This window comes from Streptomyces sp. SudanB5_2050, from assembly GCF_964272335.1.
Lineage (GTDB): Bacteria > Actinomycetota > Actinomycetes > Streptomycetales > Streptomycetaceae > Streptomyces > Streptomyces rochei.
Genome location: NZ_OZ186760.1, coordinates 5,027,499 through 5,045,930, shown reverse-complemented (window position 1 = coordinate 5,045,930; position 18,432 = coordinate 5,027,499). Strand labels below are relative to the sequence as shown.

General features: G+C 71.6%; 16 protein-coding genes. 9 read left to right on the top strand and 7 right to left on the bottom strand.

Annotation, left to right across the window (positions count from 1 at the left end; all coding sequences use genetic code 11):
• Window positions 1-140 precede the first annotated feature (140 nt).
• Both ppgK and ACFZP7_RS22640 read right to left on the bottom strand, forming a co-directional pair.
• The gene (gene ppgK / locus ACFZP7_RS22645) at window positions 141-905 is read right to left on the bottom strand and encodes a polyphosphate--glucose phosphotransferase (RefSeq protein WP_019329213.1); all 765 of its coding nucleotides are present in this window, start codon (window positions 903-905) and stop codon (window positions 141-143) included.
• 30 nt (window positions 906-935) lie between these two features.
• A complete protein-coding gene (locus ACFZP7_RS22640; protein WP_125536363.1) occupies window positions 936-1,964 on the bottom strand; it encodes a 4-hydroxy-3-methylbut-2-enyl diphosphate reductase in 1,029 nt (342 codons plus the stop codon).
• A gap of 116 nt (window positions 1,965-2,080) precedes the next feature.
• Between ACFZP7_RS22640 and ACFZP7_RS22635 the strand changes: the two genes are divergently transcribed.
• The 3 genes from ACFZP7_RS22635 (at window position 2,081) to ACFZP7_RS22625 (ending at window position 5,095) form a co-directional block, all read left to right on the top strand.
• Window positions 2,081-3,484: an APC family permease gene (locus ACFZP7_RS22635; protein WP_127436638.1), complete on the top strand. Its 1,404-nt coding sequence runs from the start codon at window positions 2,081-2,083 to the stop codon at window positions 3,482-3,484.
• Between the two features lie 144 nt (window positions 3,485-3,628).
• The gene (xseA, locus tag ACFZP7_RS22630) at window positions 3,629-4,837 is read left to right on the top strand and encodes an exodeoxyribonuclease VII large subunit (protein WP_029394163.1); all 1,209 of its coding nucleotides are present in this window, start codon (window positions 3,629-3,631) and stop codon (window positions 4,835-4,837) included.
• A gap of 9 nt (window positions 4,838-4,846) precedes the next feature.
• Window positions 4,847-5,095: an exodeoxyribonuclease VII small subunit gene (locus ACFZP7_RS22625; RefSeq protein ID WP_019329209.1), complete on the top strand. Its 249-nt coding sequence runs from the start codon at window positions 4,847-4,849 to the stop codon at window positions 5,093-5,095.
• A gap of 16 nt (window positions 5,096-5,111) precedes the next feature.
• Here the strand turns inward: ACFZP7_RS22625 and ACFZP7_RS22620 are convergent, their stop codons facing one another.
• Complete coding sequence (locus tag ACFZP7_RS22620; RefSeq protein ID WP_385635424.1) at window positions 5,112-5,327, bottom strand: DUF4287 domain-containing protein; 216 nt, start codon at window positions 5,325-5,327, stop codon at window positions 5,112-5,114.
• Window positions 5,328-5,606: 279 nt separating this feature from the next.
• Between ACFZP7_RS22620 and ACFZP7_RS22615 the strand changes: the two genes are divergently transcribed.
• Window positions 5,607-6,197, top strand: a complete 591-nt coding sequence (locus ACFZP7_RS22615) for a malonic semialdehyde reductase (protein ID WP_019329207.1) — start codon at window positions 5,607-5,609, stop codon at window positions 6,195-6,197.
• Between the two features lie 81 nt (window positions 6,198-6,278).
• On the opposite strand, the gene ACFZP7_RS22610 is transcribed toward ACFZP7_RS22615, so the two are convergent.
• Window positions 6,279-6,815, bottom strand: a complete 537-nt coding sequence (locus ACFZP7_RS22610) for a DUF4245 domain-containing protein (RefSeq protein WP_029394162.1) — start codon at window positions 6,813-6,815, stop codon at window positions 6,279-6,281.
• A gap of 125 nt (window positions 6,816-6,940) precedes the next feature.
• Here ACFZP7_RS22610 and glpX point away from each other — a divergent pair, with 125 nt between their 5' ends.
• Window positions 6,941-7,972 (top strand): class II fructose-bisphosphatase, encoded by a 1,032-nt coding sequence (glpX, locus tag ACFZP7_RS22605; protein WP_019329205.1) that lies wholly within the window; start codon window positions 6,941-6,943, stop codon window positions 7,970-7,972.
• 99 nt (window positions 7,973-8,071) lie between these two features.
• On the opposite strand, the gene ACFZP7_RS22600 is transcribed toward glpX, so the two are convergent.
• Window positions 8,072-8,449, bottom strand: a complete 378-nt coding sequence (locus ACFZP7_RS22600; protein ID WP_029394161.1) for a WhiB family transcriptional regulator — start codon at window positions 8,447-8,449, stop codon at window positions 8,072-8,074.
• A 104-nt stretch (window positions 8,450-8,553) separates the two neighbouring features.
• Complete coding sequence (locus tag ACFZP7_RS22595; protein WP_019329203.1) at window positions 8,554-9,237, bottom strand: DUF1707 domain-containing protein; 684 nt, start codon at window positions 9,235-9,237, stop codon at window positions 8,554-8,556.
• Window positions 9,238-9,514: 277 nt separating this feature from the next.
• On the opposite strand from ACFZP7_RS22595, the gene ACFZP7_RS22590 reads away from it, so the two are divergent.
• The 4 genes from ACFZP7_RS22590 to ACFZP7_RS22575 all read left to right on the top strand — a co-directional run bounded on the left by ACFZP7_RS22590 (window position 9,515) and on the right by ACFZP7_RS22575 (window position 15,838).
• Window positions 9,515-11,182 (top strand): fumarate hydratase, encoded by a 1,668-nt coding sequence (locus ACFZP7_RS22590; RefSeq protein WP_029394159.1) that lies wholly within the window; start codon window positions 9,515-9,517, stop codon window positions 11,180-11,182.
• Between the two features lie 77 nt (window positions 11,183-11,259).
• Window positions 11,260-12,663 carry an aspartate ammonia-lyase gene (locus ACFZP7_RS22585; RefSeq protein ID WP_019329201.1) on the top strand — a complete coding sequence of 468 codons (1,404 nt, stop codon included), beginning with the start codon at window positions 11,260-11,262 and terminating at the stop codon, window positions 12,661-12,663.
• A gap of 97 nt (window positions 12,664-12,760) precedes the next feature.
• Window positions 12,761-13,462: a DUF402 domain-containing protein gene (locus ACFZP7_RS22580; protein WP_030969467.1), complete on the top strand. Its 702-nt coding sequence runs from the start codon at window positions 12,761-12,763 to the stop codon at window positions 13,460-13,462.
• 279 nt (window positions 13,463-13,741) lie between these two features.
• The gene (locus ACFZP7_RS22575; protein WP_176603912.1) at window positions 13,742-15,838 is read left to right on the top strand and encodes a SpoIIE family protein phosphatase; all 2,097 of its coding nucleotides are present in this window, start codon (window positions 13,742-13,744) and stop codon (window positions 15,836-15,838) included.
• Window positions 15,839-15,902: 64 nt separating this feature from the next.
• Here the strand turns inward: ACFZP7_RS22575 and ACFZP7_RS22570 are convergent, their stop codons facing one another.
• A complete protein-coding gene (locus ACFZP7_RS22570; protein WP_210903369.1) occupies window positions 15,903-18,209 on the bottom strand; it encodes a transglycosylase domain-containing protein in 2,307 nt (768 codons plus the stop codon).
• Window positions 18,210-18,432: the final 223 nt, after the last annotated feature.

The window sequence follows — 18,432 nt, the reverse complement described above, 5'->3', positions numbered from 1 at the left end:
ATCGGCTCCCGGACCGTGACGGCCGGCTCCGGGACCGGTGACGGCCGGCCCGGGACCGGTGACGGCCGGGTTCGGCTCCGGACGGCGGGCCCCGGCGCCCCGGCGCCTCGACGGTCGGCAGTCGGCGGTCGGCGGTCGGGTCAGCCCGAGGCGGGCCCGCCCGCTCCCTCCGCCGCGCGCATCGCCGCGCCCACGATGCCCGCGTTGTTCTGCAGCTGGGCGGGGACGATCTCCGCCTTGATGCCCTCGATGTGGTGCAGGAACTTGTGGGACTTGCGGCTCACCCCGCCGCCGATGATGAACAGCTGGGGCGAGAACAGCATCTCGACGTGGGCGAGGTACTTCTGGACGCGGTGGGCCCAGTGCTCCCAGGACAGGTCGTGGTCGTCCTTGGCCTTGCTGGAGGCGCGCTTCTCGGCGTCGTGGCCGTCCAGCTCCAGATGGCCCAGCTCACTGTTGGGGACGAGGACGCCGTCGGAGAACACGGCGCTGCCGATGCCGGTGCCGAAGGTGAGCAGGATGACCGTGCCCTTGCGGCCCCGGCCGGCGCCGAAGTGCATCTCGGCGACGCCCGCCGCGTCCGCGTCGTTGACCACCGTCACGTCGAGCCCGCCCAGGCGCTCGCCGAACAGGGCCCGCGCGTCGGTGTCCACCCAGCTCTTGTCGACGTTGGCCGCGGTGCGGACCGTGGCGCCGTCCGTCACCACGCCCGGGAAGGTCAGCCCCACCGGTCCGGTCCAGCCGAAGTGCTCGACGACCTGCTTGACCCCGTCGGCCACACCGTCGGGGGTCGCCGGGTGCGGAGTCAGTACCTTGCAGCGCTCCTGGGCCAGGTCGCCCCTGTCGAGGTCCACAGGGGCGCCCTTGATCCCGGATCCGCCGATGTCCACGCCGAAGATCTGCATGGGCACCACGTTACGACGTGCGACCGCCGGTCACGCCACGGAACCGGAACCGGTCGTACCGGAACCGCCCCGCTCCGCCACCAGGGCCGCCGCCTCCTCGCGCAGGTCGCGGCGGAGTTCCTTGGGCAGCGAGAAGGTGATCGACTCCTCGGCGGCCTTGACGATCTCCACGTCCTCGAAGCCGCGCTGCGACAGCCACTCCAGGACCTGCTCGACCAGCACGTCCGGGACCGAGGCGCCGGAGGTGACGCCGACCGTGGTCACGCCCTCCAGCCACGCCTCCTCGATCTCGTCGGCGAAGTCCACCAGGTACGCGGCGCGGGAGCCCGCCTGCTTGGCGACCTCGACGAGGCGCTTGGAGTTGGAGGAGTTGCGGGAGCCGACCACGATGACCAGCTCGGCCTCGGCGCCCATCTGCTTGACCGCGAGCTGGCGGTTCTGCGTGGCGTAGCAGATGTCGTCGCTCGGCGGGGAGATGAGCTGCGGGAACTTGTCCTTGAGGGCGTCGACGGTCTCCATGGTCTCGTCGACGGAGAGGGTGGTCTGGGAGAGCCAGACGACCTTGGACGGGTCGCGGACCTCGACCTTCGCCACGTCCTCCGGGCCGTCGACGAGCTGGATGTGGTCGGGGGCCTCGCCGGAGGTGCCGATGACCTCCTCGTGGCCCTCGTGGCCGATCAGGAGGATGTCGTAGTCGTCGTTGGCGAAGCGGACGGCTTCCTTGTGCACCTTGGTGACGAGCGGGCAGGTGGCGTCGATGGTGGCGAGCTGCCCGCGCGCGGCCTCCTCGTGGACGACGGGGGCGACGCCGTGGGCGGAGAACATGACGATGTTGCCCGGGGGGACCTCCTCCGTCTGCTCGACGAAGATGGCGCCCTTCTTCTCCAGGGTCTGGACGACGTACTTGTTGTGGACGATCTCGTGGCGGACGTACACCGGAGCCCCGTACTGCTCCAGGGCTTTCTCGACGGCGATCACGGCGCGGTCCACACCCGCGCAGTAGCCACGGGGGGCGGCGAGCAGGACACGGCGGCCAGGCGAAGCAGTCATGGCACCCATCGTAAGGCCGCGTTCGGCGGGTCAGAGATCGCGTGGGTGCGGGTTCGCCGGAGAGACTGACGGGGACGTGGACGGGAACGTTCCGAGGCGGAGTCCGAGGCGCTGGCGGAGGCACGATGTCCGAGACCGGTACGGCGGCCCAGGGGGCCGGTGGCGACGACCATGGGCACCGGGAACACCACCCGGAGCAGCAGCTCAAGCGCAGTCTGGGCTTTCGGGACCTGGTCGTCTACGGTCTGCTGTTCATCGCGCCGATGGCCCCGGTCGGGGTCTTCGGCACGCTGGACGCCAAGTCGCACGGCGCGGTGGCGCTCGTCTACGTCGTCGCCACGGTCGCGATGGCGTTCACCGCATTCAGCTACGCCCAGATGGTGCGGGTGGTCCCCCAGGCGGGGTCGGTGTTCGCGTACGCGCGCGTCGGTCTCGGGAACGGGGCCGGTTTCGTCGCCGGGTGGATGGCGATGCTGGACTACGTCCTCATCCCGGCCGTGGCCTATCTCTTCTCCGGCATCGCGATGGAGGCACTGGTCCCCGAGGTGTCGCGGTGGGTGTGGACGGCGCTGGCGGTGGTCGTCACCACCCTGCTGAACCTGTGGGGGGTCCGCGCGGCGGCGCGGGTGGGCTTCCTGGTGCTCGCCATGGAGATCGTGGTCCTGCTGGTGTTCGTGGTGGCGGCGATCGTCGTCCTGGCGCGGGACGGGGCGGCGCGCGACTGGCTGTCGCCGCTGTCCGGGGACGGCTCGCAGGGGGCGTTCGCGCTGTCGGCGGTGGTGGGCGCGGTGTCGGTGGCGGTGCTGTCGTACCTGGGCTTCGACGCGATCGCGACCTTCGCGGAGGAGGTCACCGGCGGCTCGGCGAAGGTGGCGCGGGCGCTGTTGTTCTGTCTGGCGCTGGCCGGTGTGCTCTTCGTGGCGCAGACGTATCTGGTGGCGCTGCTGGAGCCGGTGTCGTCGGCCCAGCTGGCGGCGGAGCCGGAACGGCAGGGGTCGGCGTTCTACGACGCCGTGGACGCGTCGGTGGGCACGTGGCTGCACGATCTGGTGGCGGTGAGCAAGGCGATCGGCGCGGCGTTCGCGGCGCTGGCCGGGCAGGCGGCGGCCGGGCGGCTGCTGTTCGCGATGGGCCGCGACCGGCGGTTGCCGGGGGTGCTGTCGCGCACCGACGCCGGGGTGCCGCGCGTGGCGCTGCTGGTGTCCGCCGTGATCACGATGGTGGCGGCGGTGTGGGCGGCGCGCCGGGACGACGGGCTCGACCACCTGGTCTCGGTGGTCGACGTCGGCGCGCTCACCGCCTTCACGCTGCTGCACGCGAGCGTGGTCGGCTGGTTCGTGGTCCGGCGCGCCGGGGGCCCGGTGAGCTGGTGGCGGCACGCCGTGGTGCCCGTGCTCGGCGCGGCGATCACCGTCGCCGTGATCGTGGAGGCGTCGGGCACGGCCCAGCTGGTGGGCGCGATCTGGCTGGCGGTGGGTCTGGTGGTCCTGGCGGCACAGGCACCCGGCAGGCGCACGATGGGGGCGTGAGGGGCCGGCGGGGGCCAGTGGGGCACGGTCGGCGGGCGGGTCGGCATCCAGCCCGGTCCGGGGTGTCGTGCCCGGCCGGGTCCAGCCCGGTCAGGGGTGTCGTACCCGGCCGGGTTGTCGTACCCGGCCGTTACGCTCGGGCGCATGGCTGTTAACTCGACTCCCGAAAGCCCGCTGCCCGTGGGCGAGGTGTCACGGCTGATCGGGGGCTGGATCGACCGGCTCGGCGCGGTGTGGGTCGAGGGGCAGATCACGCAGTTGTCGCGGCGGCCGGGCGCGGGGGTCGTGTTCCTGACGCTGCGCGACCCGTCGCACGACATCTCCGTGAGCGTGACCTGTTACCGGCAGGTGTTCGACGCGGTGGCGGACGTGGTCGGCGAGGGCGCGCGGGTCGTGGTGCACGCCAAGCCGGAGTGGTACGCGCCGCGCGGGCAGCTGTCGCTGCGGGCCGCCGCGATCAAGCCCGTGGGCGTCGGCGAGCTGCTGGCACGCCTGGAGCAGCTGAAGAAGGCCCTGGCGCGCGAGGGGCTGTTCGCGGCGGAGCGGAAGAAGCCACTGCCGTTCCTGCCGCAGCTGATCGGCTTGGTCTGCGGACGGGCCTCGGCGGCCGAGCGGGACGTGCTGGAGAACGCCCGGCACCGCTGGCCCGCCGTCCGCTTCGAGGTGCGCAACGTCCCCGTGCAGGGCGTGCACGCGGTGCCGCAGGTGGTGCAGGCGGTGAAGGAGCTGGACGCGATCGACGACGTGGACGTGATCGTCGTCGCCCGCGGTGGTGGCAGCGTGGAGGATCTGCTGCCCTTCTCCGACGAGCAGCTGGTGCGGGCGGTCGCCGCCTGCCGTACGCCGGTCGTCTCGGCGATCGGGCACGAGCCGGACAGTCCCCTGCTGGACCTCGTCGCCGACCTGCGCGCCTCCACGCCCACCGACGCCGCGAAGAAGGTCGTACCGGACGTCGGTGAGGAGTACGAGCGGGTGCGGCAGCTGCGGGACCGGGCGCGGCGGTGCGTGGCGGCGTACGTCGACCGGGAGGAGCGGGGGCTGGCCCACGCGCTGGCCCGGCCGTCGATACAGGACCCGCACCGCATGATCGACGAGCGGGCCGAGCAGGTGACGGCCCTGCTGGAGCGGGGCCGGCGCACCCTGCGGCACCACCTCGACCGCGCCGAGTCCGAGCTGACGCACACCCACGCGCGCGTGGTCGCCCTCTCCCCCGCCGCGACCCTGAAGCGCGGGTACGCCGTGCTGCAACGGGCCGACGGCCACGCCGTGCGCGACCCCGGCGAGGTGGAGCCGGGCGAGACCCTGCGCGCCCGCGTGTCCGAGGGCGATTTCTCCGTACGAGTCGATGCGTAAGGTGAGTGGATGACCAGCGAGGTGGAGCAGTCGGCGGCCGTGTCCGAGGCGCTCGGGTACGAGCAGGCGCGGGACGAGCTGATCGAGGTCGTGCGGCGGCTGGAGGCCGGCGGTACGACGCTGGAGGAGTCCCTCGCCCTGTGGGAACGGGGCGAGGAGCTGGCGAAGGTCTGCCGCCGCTGGCTGGACGGCGCCCGCGCCCGCCTGGACGCGGCGCTGGCCGAGGAGGCGGAGGCGGGCGAGGACGGGGAGCGCTAGGCCCTGGCGGCGGCGCCTACTCGCCGGAGTCCTCGGCGAGCGTGTGCGCGACGAGCGCGTTGGCGTGGCCGTGGCCCAGGCCGTGCTCGGTCTTGAGCCAGGAGACCAGCTCCATGTGCTTGGTGAGCGGCGAGGAGCGGATCAGCTCCTTCCACTCCGCGATCGGACGCCCGTACTTCTTCTCGATCGACGGGAAGTAGGAGGCGGGTCCCTTGACTGCGCCGCTGGTCATGTCCGTGTGCTCCCTCGGTGCCGTGGACGGTGTGCTGCCCCTTACGACCCCGGCAGCCCGGAGAAGTGATCGGCACGGGCGAGTGATCCGCGTCACCCCGCCCTCAGCCGCAGCGGGGACCGGGAAGCCTTCGCGCGACAGCGGATGACCCTGTGAGGCGGATCACCGCGCCCCACCTTTGGTTGAAGGTTGAACTTCTTTGGCGTAGCGTCGTCCTCGTCAACGGCTCCCCGCCGACCGGTACGGGGCCGACGCACATCCCCCCGAGGAAGATCACGTATGTCTCTCGTCCTTGACCCCGCCGCCCAGGACCTGCTGTTCCGCGAGGCGCGCACCGCGAACACCTTCACCGACGAGCCGGTGACCGACGAGCAGGTGCAGGCGATCTACGACCTGGTCAAGTACGGCCCGACCGCCTTCAACCAGTCGCCGCTGCGCATCACGCTGGTCCGCTCCCCCGAGGCCCGCGAGCGCCTGGTCCAGCACATGGCCGAGGGCAACCGCCCCAAGACGGCCGCCGCCCCGCTGGTCGCCATCCTGTCGGCGGACAACGAGTTCCACGAGGAGCTGCCGCAGCTCTTCCCGCACTTCCCGCAGGCCAAGGACGCCTTCTTCAGCGAGCGCCCGGTGCGTGAGGGCGCCGCCACGCTGAACGCCGCCCTGCAGGCCGCGTACTTCATCGTCGGCGTCCGCGCCGCCGGGCTGGCCGCCGGTCCGATGACGGGCCTCGACTTCGAGGGCGTCCGCAAGGAGTTCCTGGACGACGACCACACCCCGCTGATGGTCGTCAACATCGGCCGTCCGGGCCCGGACGCCTGGTTCCCGCGCTCCCCGCGCCTGTCGTACGAGCAGGTCGTCACGACGGTCTGAGCCGTTCCCCCGGCACCGAACACGAGGAAGCCCCCGGCACCGCGCCGGGGGCTTCCTCGTGTCATGGAGTGCGGCAGTGGCTCAGGCCAGCTTCAGCGCCGCCGCCATCTTGCCGAGCTGCTCGAACGACCCCGTGCCGGCCACGACCGTCGTCGCGCCCTTCACGCCGTCGGTGTCGTGCAGCACCAGGGCCTCGTACCGGCCGCCGGTGTAGCGGGTCCACGTCCGGCCACCGATCTCCTCGGTGGTCTCCGTCTTCCGCGCGCCCTGGCTGGCCTCCTCGATGAACTCGGCCGGCTTCCCCGTGGACTGCTCGACCGCCACGTACTCCCCGCCGGGGGCCTGGTAGCCCAGGTGCCAGGCGTTGTCCTCGGCGCCGCGGTAGCGCACGGAGGTCGGCTTCCACTCCTGGGACAGCCCCTCCGGCGCCGCCACCGGGTACGGTGCGGCGCGGCGCGCGGTGGTCAGCTCGACCGTGTAGTCGACCCGCTTGAGGTCGGGCCCGCCGTCGTCGTCGTGCGGGATGAAGAGATACATGACCAGACCCGCGAGAACGATGACGCCCAGGGAGAGCACCATGTCCCGGGCCGTCTTCTGCTTACCGTTCGTACCTGCCACGCCCCTATCGTCGCAGGTCCCCCATGTGCTCATACGTGGGGTCCCCTGCTCATTCTGTCGGACTGACGATAGAGTCATGGCCACACCCTCATCCGGCCGTCGTCGTATCAGAAAGGTGCGTTCCGATGACCGAGCATCATCTGCCCTCCGAGCTGGACGTCCCCTCGGAGGCCCCCGACCGCAACCTCGCCATGGAACTGGTGCGGGTGACCGAAGCCGCGGCGATGGCCGCCGGCCGCTGGGTAGGGCGCGGTGACAAGAACGGCGCCGACGGTGCCGCGGTGCGCGCCATGCGGACCCTCGTCCACACCGTCTCGATGAACGGCGTCGTCGTCATCGGTGAGGGCGAGAAGGACGAGGCCCCGATGCTCTTCAACGGGGAGCGGGTCGGCGACGGCACCGGCGCCGAGGTGGACATCGCCGTGGACCCGATCGACGGCACCACGCTGACCGCCAAGGGCATGACCAACGCGATCGCGGTGCTGGCCGCCGCCGAGCGCGGCTCCATGTTCGACCCGTCGGCCGTCTTCTACATGGACAAGCTGGTCACCGGTCCGGAGGCGGCCGACTTCGTCGACATCAACGCGCCCGTCTCCGTGAACATCCGTCGGATCGCCAAGGCCAAGCGGCGCACCCCCGAGGACGTCACCGTCGTCATCCTCGACCGGCCGCGGCACCAGGGCCTGATCAAGGAGGTCCGGGAGACCGGCGCCCGGATCAAGCTGATCTCCGACGGCGACGTGGCCGGCTCCATCCTCGCGCTGCGCGAGGGGACCGGCATCGACCTGCTGCTCGGGGTCGGCGGCACGCCGGAGGGCATCATCTCGGCGTGCGCCGTGAAGTGCCTGGGCGGAACCATCCAGGGCAAGCTGTGGCCCAAGGACGACGAGGAGCGGCAGCGCGCGATCGACGCCGGGCACGACCTGGACCGGGTGCTGACCACCGACGACCTGGTCTCCGGGGACAACGTCTTCTTCGTCGCGACCGGCATCACCGACGGCGAGCTGCTGCGCGGGGTGCGGTACCGGTCCGAGACGGCGACGACCGACTCGATCGTGATGCGGTCGAAGTCGGGGACGGTGCGGCGGATCGACTCCGAGCACCGGCTGAGCAAGCTGCGGGCGTACAGCGCGATCGACTTCGACCGGGCGAAGTGACTCCGCCGGCTTCGCCGGCCGCCCTCTGAGGACGTCTTCCGTCCCCGTGCGAAAGGGCACCCTCTGTGCGGAGAGGGTGCCCTTTCGCCTGCCTGGGTCCTAGCCGGCCGCCGCTATGCGGCCCGTCGTGCTGGCGGCCTTCTTCAGCTCCAGGTCGCGGCGGCGGCGCCGGGCCAGGACCACGCGGCGTTCGGCGGCGGTGAGGCCGCCCCAGACGCCGTACGGCTCGGGCTGCAGCAGGGCGTGCTCGCGGCACTCGACCATGACCGGGCAGCGGGCGCAGACCCGCTTGGCCGCCTCCTCGCGGGAGAGCCGGGCCGCGGTGGGCTCCTTGGAAGGGGCGAAGAACAGTCCGGCCTCGTCGCGCCTGCACACCGCCTCGGTGTGCCAGGGAGTGTCCTGGTCCCTGTGCCGCACGGGCACCCGCTGGGCCGGGACGGCAGCTACCTGCAGGGACGAATGCGGCGGTTGCAGCACGGTCTACTCCTGACGACGGCTTCGCGAGCGAGAGACGATGCGTCAAGGCTTACCCGTTGTACGCGCGCCTATGCACAGGGTTCCCGACCGGGGCGCGAGCCGGGCTAGAGGTGCTTGCGCAAGCTGTTCTCGACCTTGCGGTGCACCCGGTCGAGGAGGTCCGTGACGAGCTTGCCGCGCTTGGGCCGCGCCTCGACACTGCCCAGCACGGCCCAGCCGTCCACGTGGACGACGGGGGCGTCGACCTCGGCGGAGTCGACGGCGTCCACCTCGAAGCTGCCGAGCACTCCGCCGCCCGCGCCGCGCAGCGACACGTTCTCCGGGACGCGCACCTCGACGCTGCCGAAGACGGAGAACGCCTTGATCACGACCTGCTGGTGCTCGAAGAGCGCCTCGCTGAGGTCGATCTCGACGCTGCCGAAGACCGCGTAGGCGTGGATGCGGCGGCCGGCCCGCCAGCGGCCCCTGCGGACGGCGCTGCTGAAGACCGCCACCACGTTCTCGTCGGGGTCCGCCGGGACCGGGCCGGCGACGGGGCGGTGAGGGGCCGGGGCGACGCCGGGACGGCCCGCGTGCGCGGCGGGCAGGTCCCGCACGAAGACGTCCAGCTCGCCGACGGTCTTGGCGGCGAGCACGCCCTCGACGCGCTCGGCGTGCTCGTCGGCGGTGAGCCGCCCCTCGGCGAGGGCTTCGCGCAGCATGTCGGCCACGCGGTCACGGTCGGCGTCCGAGGCGCGCAGCTCGGCGGTGCGCGGGGCGGTGGCTGGGGCGTGCTTCTGAAGGTCCACGGCGGTAGCGTACCGAAACGCGATAGATCGCGACTAGCCCTGTGGACAACCTTGTCGCCGACCGTTCGCCGAATCGGCCGAGGACCGGCCGAGGACCGGCCGGGTGCCCGCCCCGCACCCGCCCGGGGCCTGTCGCACGCTTACTGAGCCTTACCTCACAAGCCCGGCGCCGTCGGCAGGTTCTACGCTGGTTGGCGCTGCCAATGGAGGCCAGCCGTCGTTGCTGAGAGATCCAGCGGAATCCAGCGCGCGTGATGTCGAGTGAGGAATGGGCGAGATGCCTGAGTTCGCGTACACCGATCTGCTCCCCCAGGGTGAGGACACCACTCCGTACCGGCTGGTGACCGCCGAGGGCGTGTCCACCTTCGAGGCCGACGGGCGGACCTTCCTCAAGGTGGAGCCGGAGGCGCTGCGCAAGCTGGCCGAGGAGGCCATCCACGACATCCAGCACTACCTGCGCCCGGCCCACCTGGCGCAGCTGCGCCGGATCATCGACGATCCCGAGGCGTCGAGCAACGACAAGTTCGTGGCCCTGGACCTGCTGAAGAACGCCAACATCGCGGCGGCGGGCGTGCTGCCCATGTGCCAGGACACCGGCACGGCGATCGTCATGGGCAAGCGCGGACAGAACGTGCTGACGGCGGGCGGCGACGAGGAGGCCCTGAGCCGGGGCATCTACGACGCCTACCAGAACCTGAACCTGCGCTACTCGCAGATGGCCCCGCTCACCATGTGGGAGGAGAAGAACACCGGCTCCAACCTCCCGGCGCAGATCGAGCTGTACGCGACCGACGGCGGCGCCTACAAGTTCCTGTTCATGGCGAAGGGCGGCGGCTCCGCCAACAAGTCGTTCCTCTACCAGGAGACCAAGGCCGTCCTGAACGAGTCCTCCATGATGAAGTTCCTGGAGGAGAAGATCCGCTCGCTGGGCACGGCCGCCTGCCCGCCGTACCACCTGGCGATCGTCGTCGGCGGCACCTCGGCCGAGTACGCGCTGAAGACCGCGAAGTACGCCTCCGCCCACTACCTGGACGAGATCCCCGCCGAGGGCTCGGCGCTGGGCCACGGCTTCCGGGACAAGGAGCTGGAGGAGAAGGTCTTCGAGCTGACGCAGAAGATCGGCATCGGCGCGCAGTTCGGCGGCAAGTACTTCTGCCACGACGTGCGCGTGGTGCGCCTGCCCCGGCACGGCGCCTCCTGCCCGGTCGCCATCGCCGTGTCCTGCTCCGCCGACCGGCAGGCGGTCGCGAAGATCACCGCCGAGGGCGTCTTCCTGGAGCAGCTGGAGACCGACCCGGCGCGGTTCCTGCCGGAGACGACGGACGAGCACCTCGAGTCCGAGGGCGACGTCGTCAAGGTCGACCTCAACCAACCGATGGACGACATCCTCGCCGAGCTGACCAAGTACCCGGTCAAGACCCGGCTCTCGCTGACCGGCCCGCTGGTCGTGGCGCGCGACATCGCGCACGCCAAGATCAAGGAACGGCTGGACGCGGGCGAGGAGATGCCGCAGTACCTGAAGGACCACCCGGTGTACTACGCGGGCCCCGCCAAGACGCCGGAGGGCTACGCGTCGGGTTCGTTCGGCCCGACGACCGCCGGGCGCATGGACTCCTACGTGGAGCAGTTCCAGGCGGCGGGCGGCTCCAAGGTGATGCTGGCCAAGGGCAACCGCAGCAAGCAGGTCACGGACGCCTGCGCCACGCACGGCGGCTTCTACCTCGGCTCCATCGGCGGCCCGGCGGCCCGGCTCGCGCAGGACTGCATCAAGAAGGTCGAGGTCGTCGAGTACGAGGAGCTGGGCATGGAGGCGGTCTGGAAGATCGAGGTCGAGGACTTCCCGGCGTTCATCGTGGTGGACGACAAGGGCAACGACTTCTTCCAGGACCCGGCGCCGGCGCCGACCTTCACGACCATTCCGGTGCGCGGGCCCGGGCTCGCCTGACCCCCGCGGTGACGCTTCGCCTCCACGGGGAACAGTGGTCGCGTCGAGGACGCTGTGACCAGTGGAGGTGATCGTCGATGGCCGACGAGCAGGACAGGACCGAGTACCGCACCGAGCACGACTCCATGGGCGAGGTGCGGGTGCCCGCCCACGCCAAGTGGCGGGCCCAGACCCAGCGGGCGGTGGAGAACTTCCCCGTCTCCGGGCAGCGCATCGAGCGCGCGCACATCGAGGCGCTGGCCCGGATCAAGGGCGCGGCGGCCAAGGTCAACGCCGAGCTGGGAGTCCTGGACCGGGACGTCGCCGCGGCGATCCAGGAGGCGGCCGGCGAGGTCGCCGAGGGCCGGTGGGACGAGCACTTCCCGGTGGACGTGTTCCAGACGGGGTCGGGGACCTCGTCCAACATGAACACCAACGAGGTCCTCGCGACGCTCGCCACGGAGCGTCTGGGCCGCGACGTGCATCCCAACGACCACGTCAACGCCTCCCAGTCGTCCAACGACGTCTTCCCGTCGTCCATCCACATCGCCGCCACCGCCGCCGTCACCCGCGACCTGATCCCGGCCCTCGGCCACCTCGCCGACGCGCTGGAGCGCAAGGCGGAGGAGTTCGCCGACGTGGTGAAGTCCGGGCGGACGCATCTGATGGACGCCACCCCGGTCACCCTGGGGCAGGAGTTCGGCGGGTACGCGGCCCAGGTGCGGTACGGCATCGAGCGACTGGAGGCATCGCTCCCCCGGCTCGCCGAGCTGCCGCTGGGCGGCACCGCCGTCGGCACCGGCATCAACACCCCGCCCGGCTTCTCCGCCGCCGTCATCGCGGAGGTGGCCCGCGCCACGGGGCTGCCGCTGACCGAGGCGCGGAACCACTTCGAGGCGCAGGGGGCCCGGGACGGCATCGTCGAGACCAGCGGGCAGCTGCGGACCATCGCCGTCGGACTGACGAAGATCGCCAACGATCTGCGGTGGATGGCGTCCGGGCCGCGCACCGGCCTCGCGGAGATCTCGCTGCCCGACCTCCAGCCGGGGTCGTCCATCATGCCCGGCAAGGTCAACCCGGTGATCCCCGAGGCGGTCCTCATGGTCGCCGCCCAGGTCACCGGGAACGACGCGACGGTCGCCGCCGCCGGAGCGGCCGGCAACTTCGAGCTGAACGTCATGCTGCCGGTCATCGCCAAGAACGTGCTGGAGTCGGTACGACTGCTCGCCAACGTCTCCCGGCTGCTCGCCGACCGGACCGTCGACGGCATCGTCGCGCACCGGGACCGGGCCCGCGAGTACGCCGAGTCCTCCCCCTCCGTGGTCACCCCGCTCAACAAGTACATCGGGTACGAGGAGGCCGCCAGGGTCGCCAAGAAGGCGCTGGCCGAACGGAAGACGATCCGTCAGGTCGTGGTCGAGGGCGGCTATGTGGAGCGCGGCGACCTCACGGCCGAACAGCTGGACGAGGCGCTGGACGTGCTGCGGATGACCCACCCCTGACCGCCGGGCGGCCCCGACCGGCCGGCGGCCCTCGTGTCCGCGGGCGCTCCCGGCGATCACCGGCGCGTCGTGTGGCCGGGGCACCTAATATCTGCCCATGACAGACGGAGAGACGGTGAGCGCTGCGGAGGGGGGCGGGCCCGCGGCCCGCACGGAGTTCTGGACGCCCGGGAGCCACATCCTGTGGCGGTACCGGGAGAACGGCGGCCCGCACGTGCACATCGCACGTCCCGTCACCGTCGTCCGGGACGACGCGGAGCTGCTCGCCGTCTGGCTGGCGCCCGGCACGGAGTGTGTGAAGCCGGTGCTCGCCGACGGCACCCCCGTGCACCTGGAACCACTGGTGACGCGCTACACCAAGCCGCGCACCGTGCAGCGCGACCAGTGGTTCGGCACGGGCGTGCTGAAGCTGGCGCGGCCCGGGGAGCCCTGGTCGGTGTGGCTGTTCTGGGACCCGGGCTGGCGGTTCAAGAACTGGTACGTGAACCTGGAGGAGCCGCTCGCCCGCTGGGAGGGCGGCGTCGACTCCGAGGACCACTTCCTGGACATCTCCGTGCACCCGGACCGCAGCTGGTACTGGCGGGACGAGGACGAGTTCGCGCAGGCCCAGCGGGACCGGCTGATGGACGCCGCGCTGGCGGAGCGGGTGCGGCGGGCGGGGCGCTCCGCGGTGGCGGACATCCGCGCCTGGGGCTCCCCCTACGCGGACGGCTGGGAGCACTGGCGACCCGATCCGTCCTGGGCGGTACCGTCGCTCCCCGGGGACTGGGACCGCACTCCCGCGCACGTGTCCTCATGAGACCCTTGATGCGCCCCCGGGCAAGAAACGTAGGATCGTCCTCCGCAACCAGCAGGGCGGCAACCGGCGGGGCGTGCACCGTGCTTGACCGATCGTCACCGAGGGGCGGCAGGACGTGAGCGAGAGGTACGCAGACAACCCGGGTACGGGCCGCGGACGGTCCGCCGGTGACACAGGAACAGCCTCTGACCACGCGGGAATCCCGTTCCCGGGACACGTATTCCGGGTATCGGGACTCCTGCGGGACGAACTGCACGCGCCGCGCGCAGTCCCGGACGGATGGATTCGACACGCGTGACGGAGCACCCGACCTCCTTCGACCGCCCGACGGCGGGCGGTGACCCCGCGGACCCCCGCGGGGCGCTCCTGCGTACCCCCGTGCCGCCGCGCGCCTCCGGGTCCGCGTTACCGGTACAGGGGCACGCCGGCGAGACACCGCCGACCGCCGGCACCGGCGCCTTCGAGCACTCCCAGCCCGGCACCGAGCCGGCCGCCGGTTCCGACGCCCACCGGCCGCGCCCCGCGGCCGACGGCGTCCCCGTGCAGCCGGGCGGAGCCCAGACCGGGTCCGCGTCCGGGTCCGGTTCCGGGGCGGCGCCCGGCCCGGCGGCGCCGCCGCGCGGAGAGCGCCGCAGCGGGCAGCTCACCGCGCCCGGCCGGCCCACCCCCATGCGGCGGGACGGGGACCGGCTCCGCTTCGTCGGCGCCGCGACCCGGCGGATCGCCCGGGGCATGGACCTCGACGAGATCGTGATGGGGCTGTGCCGGGCCACCGTGCCGACCTTCGCGGACGCGATCCTGGTCTATCTGCGCGAGCCGCTGCCGGTCGGCGACGAGCGGCCCACCGGACCGCTGGTGCTGCGGCTGCGGCGCACCGACCGGATACCGGCCGAGCGGGACACCGAGAACGGGTTCACGCCCGCGGTCCAGCCCGAGCCCTCGGAGCTGGAGACGGTCGGCTCCGAGCTGTGCGAGGTCCGGCCGGGCAGCGCGCTCGCCGAAGTGCTGCGCGGGGTGCGCCCGGTCTTCACGGACACCCCGGCGGCCCGCGCCGCCCTGCCGGAACTGCTGGGCGACGACGGCGACTTCACCGTCCCCGACGGACGGCGGGCCATCCTGGCGCCGCTGCGCGGCCGGCGCCGGGTGATCGGTGCCGCCCTCTTCCTGCGCGGCCCCGAGCGCGTCGCCTTCGAGGCCGACGACCTGCTGGTCGCCGCCCAGCTCGCCACGCACAGCGCGCTCGGCATCGACAAGGCGGTGCTGTACGGCCGTGAGGCGTACATCGCCGACGAGTTGCAGCGCACCATGCTCCCGGAGAACCTGCCGCGCTGCACCGGCGTGCGCCTGGCCTCCCGCTATCTCCCGGCCGCCGAGACGGCGCGGGTCGGCGGTGACTGGTACGACGCGATCCCGCTGCCCGGCAGCCGCGTCGCGCTGGTCGTCGGCGACGTGATGGGCCACTCCATGACGTCGGCGGCCATCATGGGCCAGCTGCGGACCACCGCGCAGACCCTGGCCGGCCTGGACCTGCCGCCGCAGGAGGTGCTGCACCACCTCGACGAGCAGGCCCAGCGCCTGGGCACCGACCGCATGGCGACCTGCCTGTACGCCGTCTACGACCCGGTCTCGCACCGCATCACCGTCGCCAACGCCGGCCACCCGCCGCCGGTCCTGCTCCACCTGGGCGGCCACGCCGAGGTGCTGCGGGTGCCGGCCGGCGCCCCGATCGGCGTGGGCGGCGTGGACTTCGAGGCGGTGGAGCTGGACGCCCCCGCGGGCGCCACCCTGCTGCTCTACACCGACGGGCTGGTCGAGTCCCGGCTGCGCGACGTGTGGACCGGCATAGAGCAGCTGCGGGAGCGCCTCGCCGTCACCGCCCAGCTCACCGGCCCGGACCATCCGCCGCCCCTGGAAGCCCTGTGCGACGAGGTGCTGGACATGCTCGGGCCGGGCGACCGGGACGACGACATCGCGCTGCTGGCCGCCCGCTTCGACGGCATCGCGCCCAGCGACGTGGCGTACTGGTTCCTGGAGCCCGACGACACCGCTCCGGGGCGGGCCCGGCGGCTGGCCCGGCGCTCCCTGGCCCGCTGGGGCATGGAGGACCTGACGGACTCGGTGGAGCTGCTGGTCAGCGAGGTCGTGACCAACGCCGTGCGGTACGCCACCAAGCCGGTCACCCTGCGGCTGCTGCGCACGGACGTGCTGCGCTGCGAGGTCGGCGACGACGTGCCGCAGCTGCCGCGGCTGCGGCAGGCCCGCGCCACCGACGAGGGCGGTCGCGGACTGTATCTGGTGAACCGGCTGGCCCGGCGCTGGGGAGCGACCCGGCTGAGCACCGGGAAGGTGGTCTGGTTCGAACTGAACCGGGGCTGACGCGCCTGCCCGAGCGAGAGGGCGCCCGGTGTCCACCGGGCGCCCTCTCACCTGTCCGGACGGGTCACCGCTCCTGCCGGTCCCCGTCCGGGAAGAGCGGGTTCTCCGGTTCCGTGGACTGTCCGTCCGTCGGCGGCTGGGAGGACGGGCTGTTCGACGGGGACTGGCTCGGCGACTGCGTCGGCGACTCGGTCTCCGGCGCCTCGGTCGTCGGCGCCTCGGTCGTCGGCTCCTCGGTCTCCGGCGCCTCGGTCGTCTCCTCCTCGGTCGGCGACTGGGTCGGCGACTGGCTCTGCGTCGGCGTGGTGCTCGGCTTCACCGCGTTGCCCTGCTTGGTCTCCAGGTCGAACTCGGAGATCTCGTCCATGACGCCGAAGGTGTACGCGGCCCAGATCTCCGCCGGGAAGCCACCGCCGTTGACGCGGTAGTCGACGCCGCCGGCCTTGTACATCGGGACCTGGGCGTGCGTCTTCGGGTCCTCGCCGAACAGGCCGACCGAGGTGACCAGCTCGGGCGTGTATCCGCTGAACCAGGCCGACTTGTTGTTGTCGGACGTACCGGTCTTGCCGGCGACCGTCTGTCCGTCGCGCAGCGGGTTGTCCCGCACGGACTTCTTGGCCGTACCGTCGTCGACCACGCCGGTGAGCACGGAGGTCACCGTGTCGGCGGCCTCGCGGCTGATGACCTGCTCGCCGATCGGCTCGGGGAACTCCACCGTGCGGTCCTTGTGCTCGACCGACTTCACGACGGCCGGGGTGACCTTCTTGCCGTGGTTGTCGAGGGTGGCGTAGACGCCGGCCATCTCCAGCGGGCTCGCGCCCATACTGCCCAGGGTCTGGGCGGGCACGGCCTGGTCGCCCTCGGTGTTCATGCCGAGGTCGCCGGCGACCTTCATGACCTGGTCCATGCCGACGTCGACGCCCATCTGCGCGAAGACCGAGTTGACGGACTTGTTCATCGCCTCCTGGACGGTGATGTCGTCGTAGTCGACGTCGTCCTCGTTGGGCGGTGCGAAACCGACCTTGCGGCCCTGGTCCACGACCGGGCGCTTGCTGGTGCCGTCGTAGATGGTGTTGGCCGTGATGGGGACGCCGTCCTGGGTCTCGGCGTCCTGGTCGACGGCCGCGGCGAGGATCACCGGCTTGAAGGTGGAGGCGGGCTGGTAGTCGTCGCGGGTGGCGTTGTTGGTGAAGTGCTTCACGTAGTCCACGCCGCCGTACATCGCCACGACGCCGCCCGTCTTCGGGTCGACGGAGACGGCGCCGGCCTGGACGTCGGCGTCGACCTCGCGCTCGTCGGGGTCGAGCTTGCTGGTGAGCTTGGCCTTGACGGCCTTCTCCAGCTCCGCCTGCTTCTTCCTGTCGACGTTGAGGGTGACGGTGTATCCGCCGAGGTCCAGGAGCGCCTTGGCCTGCTCCATGTCCTCCGCGGCGCCCTGCGCGACCAGCTGCTTCCGGATCTCGTAGTTGGCCGCGTCGACCAGATACCCGTTCTGGCCCCCCATCCCGGCGGAGGTCTTCGGCTCCTCGGGCACCGGGAACTCCATGCCCTGGCGGTCGGCCCGGCTCAGCCAGTCCTCCTCGACCATGTTGTCCAGGACGTAGTTCCAGCGTTCCTGGACGAGCTTCTTGCCGGTCTCGCTGGCGATCGCCCAGTCGTACTGGTTCGGCGCCTGGAGCAGGGCCGCGAGGTAGGCGCCCTGCTCGACGGTCAGGTCCTCGGCGTCGACGCGGTAGTACGCCTGGGCGGCTGCCTGGATGCCGTAGGCGCCGCGGCCGTAGTAGCTGGTGTTGATGTAGCCGGCCAGGATGTAGTCCTTGGACTTCTCCCGGTCCAGCTTGAGGGAGATGACCAGTTCCTTCAGCTTGCGCGTGACCGTCTGTTCCTGGGACAGGTAGTAGTTCTTCACGTACTGCTGGGTGATGGTCGAACCGCCCTGGGCGCCCTTGCCGGAGAGCGTGTTGAGCACGCCGCGCGCGGTGCCCTTGAGGTCGACGCCGGAGTCCTTGTAGAAGGTCTTGTTCTCGGCGGCGACGAAGGTGCGCTGGACCTCCTTGGGGACCTTGGCGAGGTCGACGATCTCGCGGTTGCGGTCGCCCGTGCGGGTCATGATGCTGCCGTCGCTGTACTTGTAGACGTTGCTCTGCAGCTCGGCCTCGGGGTTGCCCTCGGGGATGTCGATGACCAGGTACAGCACGATGAAGGAGCCCATGCCGAGCAGGCAGAGGCCGAAGAACGTGCCGAGGATCTTCTTCCAGGTGAACAGCCGGCGTATGCCGCTCTTCCCGCCGGCCCCCGACGAACGGCGGCGTTTCGGCGCCGCGCGGCGGCCACCGCGCTGTCGCGCTCTTCTCTCTTCCGCTCGTCCCATGGCCTCGATCCGCTCCGCTTCGTCCATCTGTGGTCACGTTCTGCTCACGCGTCACACAGGTTCGTCGCTCAGGTCAGCTCAGAAAGCTAACACCGGGAGATGTGACAAACGCCCGCCGATCCGCCCGATCCGGTGTTCTACGGACGTGAGAATCAGCACCTGTTCCCATGGAACCGACGTACGAGAGGGGTCGAGGGTTGCCGTCGCGGGCCGAAGTGCCGAC

Excerpts from the sequence above, each read along its gene's own strand:
- ACFZP7_RS22625 (WP_019329209.1), top strand. The coding sequence starts at position 4,847 with ATGACCAGCGAGGTGGAGCAGTCGGCGGCCGTGTCCGAGGCGCTCGGG.
- ACFZP7_RS22635 (WP_127436638.1), top strand. The coding sequence starts at position 2,081 with ATGTCCGAGACCGGTACGGCGGCCCAGGGGGCCGGTGGCGACGACCAT.
- ACFZP7_RS22580 (WP_030969467.1), top strand. The coding sequence starts at position 12,761 with ATGACAGACGGAGAGACGGTGAGCGCTGCGGAGGGGGGCGGGCCCGCG.
- ACFZP7_RS22640 (WP_125536363.1), bottom strand. The coding sequence starts at position 1,964 with ATGGGTGCCATGACTGCTTCGCCTGGCCGCCGTGTCCTGCTCGCCGCC.
- ppgK (WP_019329213.1), bottom strand. The coding sequence starts at position 905 with ATGCAGATCTTCGGCGTGGACATCGGCGGATCCGGGATCAAGGGCGCC.
- xseA (WP_029394163.1), top strand. The coding sequence starts at position 3,629 with ATGGCTGTTAACTCGACTCCCGAAAGCCCGCTGCCCGTGGGCGAGGTG.
- ACFZP7_RS22585 (WP_019329201.1), top strand. The coding sequence starts at position 11,260 with ATGGCCGACGAGCAGGACAGGACCGAGTACCGCACCGAGCACGACTCC.
- glpX (WP_019329205.1), top strand. The coding sequence starts at position 6,941 with ATGACCGAGCATCATCTGCCCTCCGAGCTGGACGTCCCCTCGGAGGCC.
- ACFZP7_RS22590 (WP_029394159.1), top strand. The coding sequence starts at position 9,515 with ATGCCTGAGTTCGCGTACACCGATCTGCTCCCCCAGGGTGAGGACACC.
- ACFZP7_RS22570 (WP_210903369.1), bottom strand. The coding sequence starts at position 18,209 with ATGGGACGAGCGGAAGAGAGAAGAGCGCGACAGCGCGGTGGCCGCCGC.
- ACFZP7_RS22620 (WP_385635424.1), bottom strand. The coding sequence starts at position 5,327 with ATGACCAGCGGCGCAGTCAAGGGACCCGCCTCCTACTTCCCGTCGATC.
- ACFZP7_RS22615 (WP_019329207.1), top strand. The coding sequence starts at position 5,607 with ATGTCTCTCGTCCTTGACCCCGCCGCCCAGGACCTGCTGTTCCGCGAG.
- ACFZP7_RS22575 (WP_176603912.1), top strand. The coding sequence starts at position 13,742 with ATGGATTCGACACGCGTGACGGAGCACCCGACCTCCTTCGACCGCCCG.